Annotated in this window: 15 protein-coding genes and 1 pseudogene; 13 read left to right on the top strand and 3 right to left on the bottom strand. The window is 68.1% G+C overall.

Features of this window, described 5'->3' with window-relative positions:
* Window position 1 precedes the first annotated feature (1 nt).
* The 13 genes and pseudogenes from FS388_RS13475 to FS388_RS10095 all read left to right on the top strand — a co-directional run.
* A pseudogene (locus FS388_RS13475) lies at window positions 2-88 on the top strand (AsnC family protein); the annotation flags it as partial.
* A gap of 122 nt (window positions 89-210) precedes the next feature.
* A complete protein-coding gene (locus FS388_RS13085) occupies window positions 211-504 on the top strand; it encodes an Lrp/AsnC ligand binding domain-containing protein (RefSeq protein WP_246836186.1) in 294 nt (97 codons plus the stop codon).
* Window positions 474-635 (top strand): hypothetical protein, encoded by a 162-nt coding sequence (locus FS388_RS13470; protein WP_371708778.1) that lies wholly within the window; start codon window positions 474-476, stop codon window positions 633-635. The genes FS388_RS13085 and FS388_RS13470 overlap by 31 nt, the downstream gene beginning before the upstream one ends.
* Window positions 569-901, top strand: coding sequence for an Lrp/AsnC family transcriptional regulator (locus FS388_RS13080; RefSeq protein WP_168198532.1), 333 nt, complete (start codon window positions 569-571; stop codon window positions 899-901). Before FS388_RS13470 ends, FS388_RS13080 begins: the two co-directional genes overlap by 67 nt.
* Window positions 902-955: 54 nt before the next feature.
* Window positions 956-1,966 carry an agmatinase gene (gene speB / locus FS388_RS10135; protein ID WP_146341307.1) on the top strand — a complete coding sequence of 337 codons (1,011 nt, stop codon included), beginning with the start codon at window positions 956-958 and terminating at the stop codon, window positions 1,964-1,966.
* Window positions 1,963-2,364 carry a nuclear transport factor 2 family protein gene (locus tag FS388_RS10130; RefSeq protein ID WP_146341306.1) on the top strand — a complete coding sequence of 134 codons (402 nt, stop codon included), beginning with the start codon at window positions 1,963-1,965 and terminating at the stop codon, window positions 2,362-2,364. Before speB ends, FS388_RS10130 begins: the two co-directional genes overlap by 4 nt.
* A complete protein-coding gene (locus FS388_RS10125; protein WP_246836185.1) occupies window positions 2,357-3,058 on the top strand; it encodes a cyclase family protein in 702 nt (233 codons plus the stop codon). Before FS388_RS10130 ends, FS388_RS10125 begins: the two co-directional genes overlap by 8 nt.
* 69 nt (window positions 3,059-3,127) lie before the next feature.
* Window positions 3,128-4,777: an NAD(P)/FAD-dependent oxidoreductase gene (locus FS388_RS10120; protein WP_146341979.1), complete on the top strand. Its 1,650-nt coding sequence runs from the start codon at window positions 3,128-3,130 to the stop codon at window positions 4,775-4,777.
* 15 nt (window positions 4,778-4,792) lie between these two features.
* On the top strand, window positions 4,793-5,581 hold the full coding sequence (locus FS388_RS10115) for a nitrilase-related carbon-nitrogen hydrolase (protein WP_146341305.1): 789 nt from the start codon (window positions 4,793-4,795) through the stop codon (window positions 5,579-5,581).
* A gap of 183 nt (window positions 5,582-5,764) precedes the next feature.
* Window positions 5,765-5,995, top strand: coding sequence for a hypothetical protein (locus tag FS388_RS10110; RefSeq protein ID WP_146341304.1), 231 nt, complete (start codon window positions 5,765-5,767; stop codon window positions 5,993-5,995).
* Window positions 5,992-7,443 (top strand): cytosine permease, encoded by a 1,452-nt coding sequence (locus FS388_RS10105; RefSeq protein ID WP_146341303.1) that lies wholly within the window; start codon window positions 5,992-5,994, stop codon window positions 7,441-7,443. The genes FS388_RS10110 and FS388_RS10105 overlap by 4 nt, the downstream gene beginning before the upstream one ends.
* Window positions 7,440-8,537, top strand: a complete 1,098-nt coding sequence (locus tag FS388_RS10100; protein ID WP_146341302.1) for a zinc-binding dehydrogenase — start codon at window positions 7,440-7,442, stop codon at window positions 8,535-8,537. Before FS388_RS10105 ends, FS388_RS10100 begins: the two co-directional genes overlap by 4 nt.
* Before the next feature lie 58 nt (window positions 8,538-8,595).
* Entirely contained in the window at window positions 8,596-9,246 is a 651-nt protein-coding gene (locus FS388_RS10095) for a TetR/AcrR family transcriptional regulator (RefSeq protein WP_146341301.1), read from the top strand.
* Here the strand turns inward: FS388_RS10095 and FS388_RS10090 are convergent.
* The 3 genes from FS388_RS10090 to gabT all read right to left on the bottom strand — a co-directional run bounded on the left by FS388_RS10090 (window position 9,225) and on the right by gabT (window position 13,558).
* Entirely contained in the window at window positions 9,225-10,685 is a 1,461-nt protein-coding gene (locus FS388_RS10090; RefSeq protein ID WP_146341300.1) for an APC family permease, read from the bottom strand. The genes FS388_RS10095 and FS388_RS10090 overlap by 22 nt on opposite strands.
* 114 nt (window positions 10,686-10,799) lie before the next feature.
* Window positions 10,800-12,182: an NAD-dependent succinate-semialdehyde dehydrogenase gene (locus FS388_RS10085; RefSeq protein ID WP_146341299.1), complete on the bottom strand. Its 1,383-nt coding sequence runs from the start codon at window positions 12,180-12,182 to the stop codon at window positions 10,800-10,802.
* A gap of 44 nt (window positions 12,183-12,226) precedes the next feature.
* On the bottom strand, window positions 12,227-13,558 hold the full coding sequence (gabT, locus tag FS388_RS10080) for a 4-aminobutyrate--2-oxoglutarate transaminase (RefSeq protein ID WP_146341298.1): 1,332 nt from the start codon (window positions 13,556-13,558) through the stop codon (window positions 12,227-12,229).
* Between the last annotated feature and the right edge of the window lie 43 nt (window positions 13,559-13,601).

Raw genomic sequence — 13,601 nt, 5'->3', positions numbered from 1 at the left:
GATGCGCGAGGGGCTCCCGGAGCGGCTCATCCACGCCCTGCAGCACAACGGCCGGGCCACCTACAACGAGCTTGCGACAGAGCTGGGAGCCCCGCGCAACCTTGTCTCCAGCACCGTCCGGCGGCTGCTGCAGACAGGGCAAATCCGCATCGTGGCCACCGCAGCGCACGGCGCGACGGGCCACCATGTGCTGGCGCACGTCGCGCTGCGGTGCGCGCCGAACGCGGAGGACGCGATCGGGCACCTCATGGAGCAGGAGGACATCCCCTGGTCTCTGCGGTCGCCGGCACCCACGACCTCGTCCTCGAAGTCAGGGCGCCCACCGTGGAGGCGCTGCACAGCGCGCTGCGCAGAGTCCGATCGCACCCCAGCGTCCGCACCGCAGCCGTCACGCTCTACCACCATGTGGTCAAGAGCGCCTTCAGCACCCACCCTCCGGGGACGGGAGACTCGATGCGACGGACACCGCGCTCATCGAGCTGCTGCGCACCGACGGCAGGATGAGCTTCAACGACCTCGCCGCGACGGTCCACCTCTCCCCACCTCCGTCAGAAGCCGGGTCCGGCGCATGCAGGAGGCGGGTCTGCTGCGGATCAGCGCGCAGATCCCCCACACGCCCCAGAGCGGCCGCGTGAAGGTGGGAGTGGGCCTGTGCCTCACCGGAGAGGACCACGACGCGGTGGCCGCGGCCGTGCAGATGCCGGAGGTCGAGTTCGCCGCCGAATCCCTCGGCCGGTTCGACCTCATCGCGACGCTGAACTCTTCCGACCCCGCGGAGATCGCGGGACGATTGGAGCAGCTGCGCTCACTGCCCGAGGTCCACCACATGGAGACCTGGATGCATGTCAGGACCCATAAGGAGGACTACTCCCAGCCGATGAGGCAGGAGACGACGGCATGACATCGACCAACCCCCCCCCCCCCACCGAGAGACCCTGATGGAGAGCAGCACCCGATGACACAGACACCCTCCGGCACCACGCCGACCGGACCCCGCGACAGCAGCGCGACGCCCCGCTACGCCGGCCAGGCCACCTACGCACTCCTGCCCTCCCTGGACCAGGTGGGCACCGCCGACGTCGCCGTCGCAGGCATCCCCTTTGACTCCGGGGTGAGCTACCGCCCAGGGGCTCGGTTCGGGCCCAGCCACGTGCGGGAGGCCTCCCGGCTCCTGCGCCCCTACAACCCCGCCCAGGACGTCTCCCCGTTCACCGTGCAGCAGGTCGCGGACGCCGGCGACATCGTGGCCAACCCCTTCGACCTCGACGAGGCGATTCAGCAGGTCTACCAGGGCGCAGCGGACCTGCTGCAGCACGCGGGACGCTTCGTCATGATCGGCGGGGACCACACCGTCGCCTACCCGCTGCTGAAAGCGATGTACGAGAAGCACGGGCCCATCGCCGTGCTGCACGCGGACGCCCACCTGGACACCTGGGACACCTACTTCGGGGCTCCCATCACCCACGGCACCCCGTTCCGCCGCGCCAGTGAGGACGGGTTCATCGACCTCACCGCCAGTGCGCACCTGGGCATCCGCGGGCCCCTGTACGGCAAGGGGGACCTGGAGGACGACGCCACGCTCGGCTTCGAGATCACCACCACCGAGTTCATCGAGGAGCACGGGGTCCCCGCGGCCCTGGAGCGGCTGCGGGCACGCCTCGGGGACAGGCCGGTGTACATCTCGATCGACATCGACGTGCTGGACCCCGCCCACGCCCCCGGCACAGGGACCCCCGAAGCCGGAGGCATGACCAGCCGCGAGCTGCTGCGGATCATCCGCGGCCTCGCGGACCTCAACATCGTGGGCGCCGACGTCGTCGAGGTCTCCCCCGCCTATGACCACGCGCAGCTGACCGCGGTGGCGGCATCGCACGTCGTCTACGAGCTCGTCTCAGCCATGGGGAAGACTGGCCCACACAGCGCTCCCGCAGCATTGCCCCCCGCATACGAAGGCCCGAACGCATGAGCGCCCCGGCTGAGCCCAGCGTCACCGACGTCGAGGCCGCGGCGGAACGCATCGTCGATGCCTTCGCCGCCAACGACGGGCCTCGCTACTTCGCGGGCTTCGCACCCGAGGCGACGTTCATCTTCCATCCTGAGCCGCAGCGGCTCGCCAGCCGCGACGCCTACGAGCAGCTCTGGAACAGCTGGAGGGCGGACGGCTGGCGCGTCGTCTCCTGCGCCTCGACCGACCCTCACGTGCAGACCTTCGCCGGGGGCGCGGTCTTCTCGCACACCGTCCACACCGCCGTCGAGACCCCGCAGGGCCCAGAGTCCTACCGTGAGCGCGAGACCATCGTCTTCGCGCTGCAGGACGGCAGACTGCTCGCCGTTCACGAGCACCTCTCAGCACACGATGCCTGAGCCACAGCCCCGGAGCGGCAGCACAGGCACACAGATTCTCCATGATCTGAGCCATCCGATCCGCGACTCCATGATGACCTACCCGGGAGACCCAGCCGTCGCCGTCGCACCCGCGCTGAGGATCCCCACCGACGGCGTGGAGGTCGCCCGTCTCACCCTCGGCTCCCACAGCGGAACTCACGTCGACGCCCCAGCGCACACCATCGCGGGCGGCCGCACGATGGCCGACGTGGACCTGCACGAGCTGTTCGGGGAGGCCGCCGTGCTGCGGGCACCCCATGCAGGCGAGGGAGAGCCGTACGGCCTGGACGACCTGGAGTTCGACGGGTCCTCGGTGCCTGACCGTCTGCCGCCGATCGTCCTGATCGACACCGGATGGGCGCAGGAGTTCGGCCACCGGGGCGCCCTGAACCATCCGTGGCTGCTTCCCCGCGCTGCTGAGGAGCTGTGGAGCCGCGGCATGCGCGTCCTCGGAGTGGACACGCTCAGTCCCGACCCCACAGACGACCCCACGTCCGCCTTCCCTGTCCACGAGGCGGTGCTCGGACGGGACGGGCTCATCGTGGAGAACCTGCGCGGCCTCGAGCACCTCCCCCCGTCCGTGAAGGTAGGGATCTTCCCGCTGCGCTATGAGGGCGACGGCGCTCCCGTCCGAGCGGTCGCCTTCACCGATGGCCCACGCATGGCTGGCTAGAGTAATGAGCATTCGCACCGCACGCCGCTTCGCCCCCAAGGAGCTCCTTTGACGACTCAGCCGCTCACGATGCTCAGCCCGGACTTTCCCTTCAGCTATGACCACTACCTGGAGGATCCCCACGGGCTCGGCGGCGTCCCCGAGAGCGCACGAGGCACAGAAGTGGCCGTCATCGGAGCGGGAGCTGCCGGGCTGGTGGCCGCCTTCGAACTGATGAAGATGGGGCTGAAGCCGGTCATCTACGAGGCCGGCAGCATCGGCGGACGGCTGAAGACCGAGAGGTTCGACGCCGCCCCCCAGGTGGCCGCGGACCTCGGCGGCATGCGGTTCCCCACATCCGGGCGCGCCTTCTACCACTATGTGGACAAGCTGGGCCTGGAGACTCGCCCCTTCCCGAACCCGCTCTCGGACGCGACCCCCTCAACGGTCATCGACCTCAAGGGGGAGCCGATTTGGGCCCGAACCGCCGACGATCTCCCGGAGTTCTACCGCGAGATGGCCGAAGGGTGGAAGAGCGCCCTGCAGCAGGACGCTCAGCTCCATGCTGTGCAGGACGCGATCCGCGCTCGAGACGTCGACACGCTGAAGCGCCTCTGGAACGACCTGGTGGAACGACTCGACGACCAGTCCTTCTACGGGTTCCTGGCCGGATCCGACGCCTTTCGGCAACTGAGCCACGAGCACCTCGAAACGTTCGGGCAGGTGGGATTCGGCACCGGAGGCTGGGACACCGACTTCACCAACTCCATTCTGGAAGTCCTGCGCGTGGTGTTCACCGACGCCGACGACAACCACCGCAGCATCGTCGGCGGCGCACAGCGCCTCCCCGTCGAGCTCTGGCACCACACGCCTGAGGACCTCGTGCACTGGCCGAAGGGGACCTCACTCGCCAGCCTGCACGGCGGCGCGCCCCGAGGCGCAGTGACAGGAATTCACCGCGGCCAGCGTGCCGACCTTCCCGCCGGCGGCATCAGCATCACCGAGAAGTGGGGCAGAACCAGAGAGTTCGCGGCCGCGGTGGTCACGTGTCAGTCATGGCTGCTGTCCTCGCGGATCGACACCGACGAGGCGCTCTTCACCCCGTCGATGTGGCGCGCCATCGAGAAGAGCCACTACATGCTCTCCTCCAAGACGTTCGTGCTGGTGGACCGTCCCTTCTGGCGGGACACCGACCCTGAGACGGGCCAGCCGGTGATGTCGATGACGCTGACCGACCGGCTCCCCCGCGCCACCTACCTCCTGGACGAGGGCGGAGACGAGGGCCCCGCATCGATCCTGCTCTCCTACACGTGGAACGACGACGCGCTGAAGTGGCTGGCGCTCGACGCATCGGAGCGCACGCGCCTCATGCTCCACTCCCTGCACAAGATCTACCCCAACATCGACATCGGGGCGCACATCATCGGTGAGCCGCTCACCGTCTCATGGGAGGCCGACCCCAACTTCATGGGCGCGTTCAAGAACAACCTCCCCGGCCACTACCGCTACCAGGAGATGCTGTTCGGGCACTTCGTCCAGAATGGGTTCCCCGAGCACCAGCGCGGCCTCTTCCTGGCCGGCGACGACATCTCATTCACGGCCGGCTGGGCCGAAGGGGCGGTGACCACAGCACTGAATGCCGTGTGGGGCGTGGTGCACCACCTCGGCGGCGCAAGCCACCCCCAGAATCCGGGCCCGGGCGACATGTGGTCGCACCTGGCTCCGATCCGCCTGAGCTGAAGGAGCCGAACCCCAATGACACGCATCGCCGTCCTGCAGGCTCAGGCCGAGCCTCTGAGCATCGACCTCAACCTCGCCGCTGTGCAGCGCGCGGCAGCCGAGGCGAAGGAGGCCGGGGCAGAGCTGCTGGTGACGCCGGAGCTGTTCGTCACCGGCTACGCACCAGCCCGTATCCGTGCCGAACTCGGCCAGGAGCCCGTGCACGCAGCGGAGGATGCCCTGCGCCGCATCGCCCGGGAGCAGAGCATCAGCATCGTCGCCAGCCTGCCCGGACGGGAGACCCCCGAGGAGCGGGGCATCACCGCCCTGCTGATCGCAGACGACGGGGCCGTGCTCGCGCGCTACCAGAAAGTGCAGCTGTTCGGACCCGAGGAGAAGGCCTCCTTCGTCGCCGGCGAGGAGCCCCCTGCCGTGGTGGATCACCTGGGCCGCAGACTCGGTCTGCTCGTCTGCTACGACGTGGAGTTCCCCGAAATGGTCCGAGCCGCGGCCGCGCAGAGCGCCGACCTGCTCCTCGTTCCCACCGCGCTGGCGCAGGAGCCGGCCGTGCAGGACATCCTGCTTCCCGCCCGCGCCCTCGAAAGCCGCGTGGCACTGGCGTATGCGAACCACTGCGGCACCGAGGACGGGCTCACGTTCGACGGCGGCAGCGTCGTGCTCGACATCAGCGGGCACCCTCTGGCGGCCGCCGCAGCCGAGCCTGACCTGCTGATCGTTGACGTGCCGGCACCCTCAGAAGCAGGCCCTGAGGGCCCCTGGTACCGGCAGGACCGTCGGGCCCACCTGCACCGCCGGTGGCTCTGAGAGCGGCATCGGGGATGCCCGGGCGGGCGAAAATGTAAACAGTTCATTAAATGCGCGGTCCGCTATTGACAGGCATGTGTGACGCACACGACACTCTTAACCAAATCGCATTTGGTTTCTGAGGCAGGGACCATGCGTGCTCCGGGCACCTCCGGGGCTGTCACTAGAGAAGGGGAACACACCATGAGCGAACCGCGTGCCGAAGCGGCCCCGCAGGCGAATCCATTCGTCGACACGCTCCTGCAGAAGGGAATGGAGCCCGTCGTCGCCGAAGAGCTCGAGCGTCGCATCCAGATCATCGAAAGCGACGAAGCCGACGACGTAGCGCACAGGGCGCTCACTCCCGTCGACATCGCCGTGTACCTTCTCGTCTGCGCGGGAATCTGCGCCGTCGCCCTGGGAGTCCTCGCATGAGCGCCAAGGCTTCGAGCACAGAGACAGACCGCCTCCTCAGCGAAGAGCACAGGTTCGGCACCTTCCCTCTCCTGAAGAAGGAGCGCGTGTGGTCTTTCGCCGACTTCACGTGGGTCAACACCTCCCTCGCCATCGCCACCTGGGCGTTCATCGTCGGAGGCTCCACCGCACTGATGGTCGGATTCCGCGACGGCGTGCTCGCCATGATCATCGGCAACGCGATCGGCCTGTCCTTCATGGTCCTGGCGGCCACCGCCGCCTCCCAGCGCTACGGCTCGGAGCAGTACACGATGCTGCGCGGGGCGTTCGGAGTCGTGGGCGTCGGCGTCCTCGTCTTCACCATCGTGCTGATCACCGAGATGGGCTGGTCCTCACTCCTGGCTGTGATGGCCGGCCGTGCCGCCAGCCAGATCACCGGGGAGGTGACGGGGGCGGAGCTCTCCCAATACGGCCCGCTCGTCACCGTCGGAGCGCTGGTCGCCATCGGCCTGGCCTGGTTCATCCTCTCCCGCGGCCCCATCACCATCGGGCGTCTCAACGCCATCGTCGCCCCCGGTCTGGCGCTCATCGTCGCCGGCATGATGATCTTCCTCGTCATGAACACGTCATGGGACGCGCTCAACTCAGCTGCACCCATCGCGCCGTTCGAGGACGACACGCTGAACTTCATGATCGCCGTGGAGTTCAACATCGGCGTCGGGGTCTCCTGGTTCCCCATCATGGGCTCCCTCGCCCGCATGGCCAAGAGCCGACGAGCCGCCCTCTGGCCCTCATTCCTGGGACTGTTCCTCGCCACCGTGCTGGCCCAGACCGTCGGCCTCGCCGCGGCACTGACCCTGGGCGAGTCCGACCCGACCGTGTGGATGGTGCCCTTCGGCGGACCGCTGCTCGGCATCGGGATCCTGGCCTTCATCGCCTTCGCGAACATCACCTCGATGTCATCGATCGTCTACTCCACAGTTCTTGCGATCCGACAGTCATCCGGGCAGGCACTGGCGAAGGTGCCGTGGAAGGGCCTCAGCGCGCTCTTCTTCATACTCCCCGCGATCATGACGTTCTTCCCGCAGTTCATGTACGAGCAGTTCATGCTGTTCGTCACCTACTCCGGGGCGTTCCTCACCGCAGTGTGCGGCGTTGCGCTGGCCGACTACTTCATTCTGCGCAGACAGCGCATGAACCTGCGTGAGCTGCACCTCGGGCAGCAGGGAACCCTCTACGCGTACAAGGGCGGGGTCAACATCGCCGGTCTGGCCAGCGTCGCCGTCGGCGCCGTCCTGTACGTCTTCCTCTACGATCCGGTGAGCCTGGAGACGAACGCAGCGTTCTCCTACGTGACTGCCTCTATTCCCACCGTGCTCATCGCGGCCATCTCCTACCTCGTCCTCAGCAAAGTCCTCTACGGCCGACGAACCTCGAAAGAGGCCGCACCGAAAGTGAGCGCCTCATGATCAGCGCACGAGCAGCGTTCCACCCCTCCCCCGCGGCCCGCGAGCTGACCGTGGACACCGTGGAGGTCGCTGAGCCGGGTCCGGGCCTCGTCCGGGTGCGGCTGGGCGCCTCCGGGGTGTGCGGCTCCGACCGGCACGTCCTGGACGGGGAGTGGAGCATGCCCTCGCCCACCGTCCTGGGGCACGAGGGGGCCGGCACGGTCGAAAGCATGGGTGAGGGGGTCACCGACCTCGAAGAGGGCGACCACGTGATCATCACGTGGTTTCAGCCGTGCCTTCGCTGCAGCTCCTGCGCCGAGGGCCGCACATGGGTGTGCGACAACGCCTCCAGTGAGGGCTGCCGGCTCCCCGACGGAAGCACCCCCCTGCGCAAGGATGACCGAGAGGCCTTCCCCTACCTCGCCGTGGGCTCCATGGCGGAGTACGCCGTCGTCCCCCGTCACGCTCTGGTCCCGATCAGCCGTGAGGTGCCGTTCGACGTCGCCGCGCTCATCGGCTGCTCCGTGGTCACAGGGTTCGGCGCAGTGGTCAACGACGCGGGCGTGCAGGCAGGACGCTCAGCACTGGTGATCGGGGCGGGCGGCGTGGGGCTCTCGCTCATCATGAGCCTGGTCGCCGCGGGCGCGGGCAAGATCATCGCAGCCGACATCAATCCGGAGGCCCTCGCGCTGGCGGAGGAGTTCGGGGCCACCCACACTGTGCTGTCGAATGGTGACCTGCCGGACAAGGTGCGGGAGATCACGGGCCACGGCGTCGACTACGCCTTCGAAGCGATCGGCCGGCCGGAGACCATCGGCATCATGCCTGACTGCGTTCGACGCGGCGGAAAGGCGGTGATCGTCGGGCTCCCGCCTGAGGACGCTCCGGTGTCGGTCGATGCGCTCGCACTGGCCGAGCAGGGAAAGACGCTGATCGGCTCCAACTATGGCAGCACGGTGCCGCCCCGAGACTTCCCGCTGCTGGCGCAGCTGTACCTCAGCGGACGGCTGCCGATCGATCGGCTGATCACGCGTCGCTTCGCTCTCGAGGACGTCAATGAGGCGTTCTCCCTGATGCGCGCCGGGGCCGCCGGACGCAGCGTGATCGTCTACTGATGAGCTGAGACGCCGGGGACGCGGCAGGGCATTCCGACCTGCATGAAAGGATCGGATCATGCCGCGTCCCCGTCAGAACATCCTCTCCGCACGCAAGATCGCACGCGCGGCGCTGACGATGACCGAACGTGAGCAGGACTTCACCATTCCGGGCATCGCAAAGGCTCTGGGGGTGAACCCCTCATCCCTCTACCACCACGTCCCAGGAGGGCGCCAGGAGATCATCGCGCTGATGCGCAGGGAGCTCTATTCGGCCATCGACCCGGATCTCCTCGCCGACCGCTCCCGCCCATGGCAGGAGCGCCTGGCAGCGTGGATACGAGAGTTCAGGGACGCGTCAGCATCGGTTCCCGGTTCGATTCCCCTGTTTGTGCGCGCGCCGGTGGACGACGACGCCACCCTGCAGATCTACGAGGACCTCTTCGGGATTCTTCGCGACGGAGGCGTTCCGGCTGACCGGTGGCCCGCAGCGGCAGCCATGCTCGACGCCATCGTTCTGGGCTCCGCCTTGGACGAATCGAGCCCTCTGCCTCTGTGGCGCCCGCCGGGCACCGACGGCTACGCACTGATCCGCTCCGTGACGGAGACGGCAGAGCGCCCCCGCGAAGGGCTCGAGCTCGCGCTGCAGGCAGCGGTCGCGGCCGTGGCCGCTTTGGCTGAGGACGCCGGAGACGCCCCCGGCGCCGATCAGCTGCCGCGTTCGGCCTGACGCTTGTCCAGTGCCTCCAGGAGCCGGCGCTCCGCGTCGGCACCTCCCTTGATGCCGCCCGGCAGCCGCAGGGCGAAAATGATGCCCAGGGTCCACCATGCCAGGAAGATGATCCACGGCTCGAGCGTCAGGAACGCCGGAAGGCCGGGCAGGTAGAGAGCCAGCATCACGGCAGTGGAGATCACGGCGACGACGCCGACGGCCATTCCCAGCTTCCGACCGCCGACCCTCAGGGGACGGTCCATGCTCGGCTCGCGGCGACGCAGAATGACGAAGGTGATGGAGACCATCAGAAAGGTGATGACGACGGCCGGTCCGGTGGCGTCGACCGCCCAGTCCAGCATGGCCAGGCCGAAGAACGGGGCGATGGTGGTCAGCCCGCCGAGGAAGAGCAGCGCATTGACAGGCGTTCCGTGCTTCGGGTGCATGCGGCCGAACCAGGCCGGCACCATCCCCGCGTTGGACAGCGCCCACAGCAGGCGCGAAGCTCCGACGAGGAATGCGTTCCAAGACGTGATGACGCCGGCGAGCCCGCCGGCGATGACCAGCTGGCCCCAGAATTCGTGTCCGAGCATGTACGCCATGGCGTCGCCCGTGGCGAGGTCGAAGCGTCCGAGCTCGTCTGCGGGCGCGCCCAGCGCAGTGGTGCTGACGATGACGATGTAGAAGACGGTGGCGGCCACCACAGAGACGACGATCAGCTGGCCCATCTTCCGGGGTGCCAGGTTCGCCTCCTCCGCGGACTGAGGAATCACGTCGAAGCCAACGAACAGGAAGGGAACAACCACGAGCACCGCGATGATGCCGGCCCCGCCGCCGGTGAACATGGGTTCGATGTACTCGGGCTCTCCGCCGAAGAAGGACGCGAAGAGCATGACCACGGCGACGACCAGCAGGAATATGACCGCTGAGGACTGCAGCAGGCTCGACTGGCGGATGCCCCGAATGTTGAGGAACGTCAGCAGCACAGAGGTCCCGGCGCCCAGCAGCGCCCACGTCAGATACACCTCGGTGCCAGCGATCGTGTACATCGGAATCTGCGCCAGATCGGGAAACAGGTAGGTGGCCGAACGCGGCACGGCCACCGACTGGAACATCGAGACGGTCACGTAGCCGCCGATGATGCCCCATGACCCCAGCAGCGCCAGCCTGGGCCCCATGCCGCGCAGAAGGTAGTTGTGCTCCCCGCCCGCGAAGGGCATGGCAGCAGCCAACTCTGCGTAGACGAGCCCGACCAGGGCCATGATCGCCCCACCGATGAGGAACGCCGCCACGGCACCGCCCACTCCAGCGTCCTGGATCCAGCCTCCGGTGAGGGTGATCCACCCGAAGCCGATCATGGAGCCGAATCCTAGGAAGAACAGCTCGTACTTGCCCAACGTCTTCCGGAAAAGCCGATCCGCCCGTCCCTGGTGCTCTGCTGCGGCCTCTGTAGCCATCAGTGTGATCCTCTCCCCTGCGAGTGATGCGTCCCACAGATTCTGAGGCCACGAAGGACGCCGGCGCTAATGCGACCGAGCTATCCTACCCATGCTTCTGAGGCATCCTTGCAGTCAGCTCCAGTCGACGCTGAGGTACTGCGGCTCGGTGAACTCCTCCAGGCCGAACTGCCCTCCCTCGCGGCCTATGCCTGACTGCTTCACACCGCCGAACGGCGCACTCGGGTCCGAGACGATGCCGCGGTTGATCCCAACCATCCCCGCCTCGAGGCGTTCGCCGATCTGCATGGCCAGCTTCAGGTCGCTCGCGTAGACGTAGGACGCCAGTCCGACGTCTACGCGGTTGGCCTCAGCGATGACCTCATCCTCGTCGCGCCAGGTCACCAGAGGAGCGACAGGACCGAAGATCTCCTCCCCCAGGATGGCTGCGTCTGCGGCGACCCCGGTGAGCAGCTGGGGAGCCACAAAGGTGGGGCCGCCTGACGGCGGCAGCTCAGCCTGAGCGCGCACTTGGGCACCGTCTGCCGCTGCTGCCTCCACCAGGGTGCGGATGCCGTCCGCCGCCTTCTCACTGATGACCGGCCCGATCTCCGCACCCTGGGCCCCGTCGCCGACCCGCAGAGCAGCGATGCGTTCGCCGAATTTGGCACTGAACTCCTCGGCCACATCCTCGTGGACGTAGAAGCGGTTCGCCGCCGTGCACGCCTGCCCACCGTTGCGGAACTTCGCCACCATCGCACCCGCCACGGCAGCGTCGACATCCGCGTCGGCGGTGACGATGAAGGGGGCGTTGCCGCCCAGCTCCATCGACGTGTTGACCACACGCTCGGCGCACTGGCGCAGCAGTACGCTCCCCACCCCGGTCGATCCGGTGAAGGAGAGCTTGCGGACCCGGTCATCGGCCAGCCACGCAGAGACGACCCCTGCAGCATCGGAGGTCGCAGCCACCTGCACGAGACCTTCGGGTAGCCCGGCCTCGAGAAGGATTTCCGCGATGGCGAAGGCCGTGAGGGGAGTTTCGGCGGCCGGCTTGAGCAGCACGGAGCAGCCTGCCGCCAGCGCCGGCCCGATCTTCCGGGTGGCCATCGCGGCGGGGAAGTTCCACGGGGTGATGAGCACGGCCACCCCCACCGGATGCCGGGTCACGACGTTGCGCACTCCCCCGGCGGGTGCTTCGGCGTACTGGCCGGGAGTCCGGACAGCCTCTTCGGCGTACCAGCGGAAGAACTCTGCCGCATAGGTGACCTCCGCCGTCGCGTCGGCCCGCGACTTCCCGTTCTCCGCAACGATGAGGTCCCGAAGCCGCTCCGCCTGCGCGTGCATGCCGTGGAACGCGGCCATGAGCACCTCCGCACGGTGACGCGGTGCGGAGGTCCGCCACTGCTCGAAGGCGGCCTGGGCCGCGTCCACCTGAGCCGCGGCCTCGTGGGGCGCGGTGTCGGCGACGGTGCTGATGGTCTCCCCGGTGGCGGGGTTGGTGACGGTGAGCGTCGTCATGTGCGGTCTCTCTCTGGTCGTAGGAACGAAGCGGTCCGGGCGGCTCAGTGTGCGGCAAGCGCGTCAGTGATGACGCTGAGCCCTTCGCGGAGCAGCTCGTCGCTGATGGTCAGGGGCGGAAGGAGGCGAATCACGTTGCCGTAGGTGCCGCAGGTCAGGGTGATGACGCCCGCGCTGCGCGCTGCGGCGGCGACGGCGGACGTCAGGGCCGCGTCGGGCTCTCCGGTGCCGGGGTCGACCACTTCGAAGGCGAGCATGGCGCCGCGACCGCGGATCTCACCGATGCGGGCGTCCTGCTTCTGGGCGGCGCGCAGGTGCTCCATCGCGATGGCCTCGATGCGAGAGGCCTCCTGGAGCAGGTCGTCCTGCTCGATGGTCTCGATGGCGCCCAGTGCTGCCGCGCAGGCCACAGGATTGCCGCCGTAGGTGCCGCCCAGGCCGCCGGGGTGCGCGGCGTCCATGATGTCCGCGCGCCCGGTGACGGCCGAGAGGGGCATGCCGCCGGCGATTCCTTTGGCGGTGGTGATGACGTCGGGCTGGATGCCCTCGTGCTCGGAGGCGAACCACTGTCCGGTGCGCGCGAAGCCCGTCTGGATCTCATCGGCGATGAAGACCACGTCGTTGTCGCGGCACCACTGGGTGATGCGCTGAAGGAAGCCCGGGGCGGGCACGATGAAGCCGCCCTCCCCCTGGATGGGCTCCATGATGACGGCGGCGAGGCTGGCTGCGCCGATCTGCTTCTCGAGCTGGTCGATGGCGCGATCGGCGGCCTGATCTCCGCTGAGTCCGTCCCGGTAGGGGTAGGACCCCGAAACGCGGTAGATCTCGGAGGCGAAGGGGCCGAAGCTGTGCTTGTAGGGCATCGACTTCGAGGTGAGGGCCATGGTGAGCGTGGTCCGCCCGTGATAGGCGTGGTCGAAGGCGGCGACTGCCTGCTTGCCGGTGAAGGCGCGGGCGACCTTCACCGCGTTCTCCACGGCCTCCGCCCCGGAGTTGAACAGCGCTGTGCGCGTGGGGCCCGGCACCGGCGTGAGCTCTCCGAGCTTTTCGGCGACGGCCACGTATCCCTCGTAGGGAGTGACCATGAAGCAGGTGTGCGTGAACTGCTCCACCTGCTCCTGCACGCCGGCCACGACCCTGGGCGCAGAGGCTCCGACGGACGTCACCGCGATGCCCGAGCCGAGGTCGATCAGCCGGTTGCCGTCGACGTCCTCGACGACGCCGCCCTCTGCGCGCACGGCAAAGGTCTGCATCAGGGACGCGACGCCCGCGGGCACGGCGGCCTTCTGACGGCTGAGGAGCTCGGCGGCCTTGGGGCCGGGGAGGTCGGTGACGAGGCGGCGGGACTGGGGCAGGGGCGTGGAGGCAGACGTCATACTCCGATGATCAGGGTGAGCTGTTCATGCCGTCCAATGCCTG

This window comes from Nesterenkonia sp. NBAIMH1 (genome assembly GCF_007922635.1).
GTDB classification, from domain to species: domain Bacteria; phylum Actinomycetota; class Actinomycetes; order Actinomycetales; family Micrococcaceae; genus Nesterenkonia; species Nesterenkonia pannonica.
This window is presented reverse-complemented; position numbering and strand designations above follow the sequence as displayed.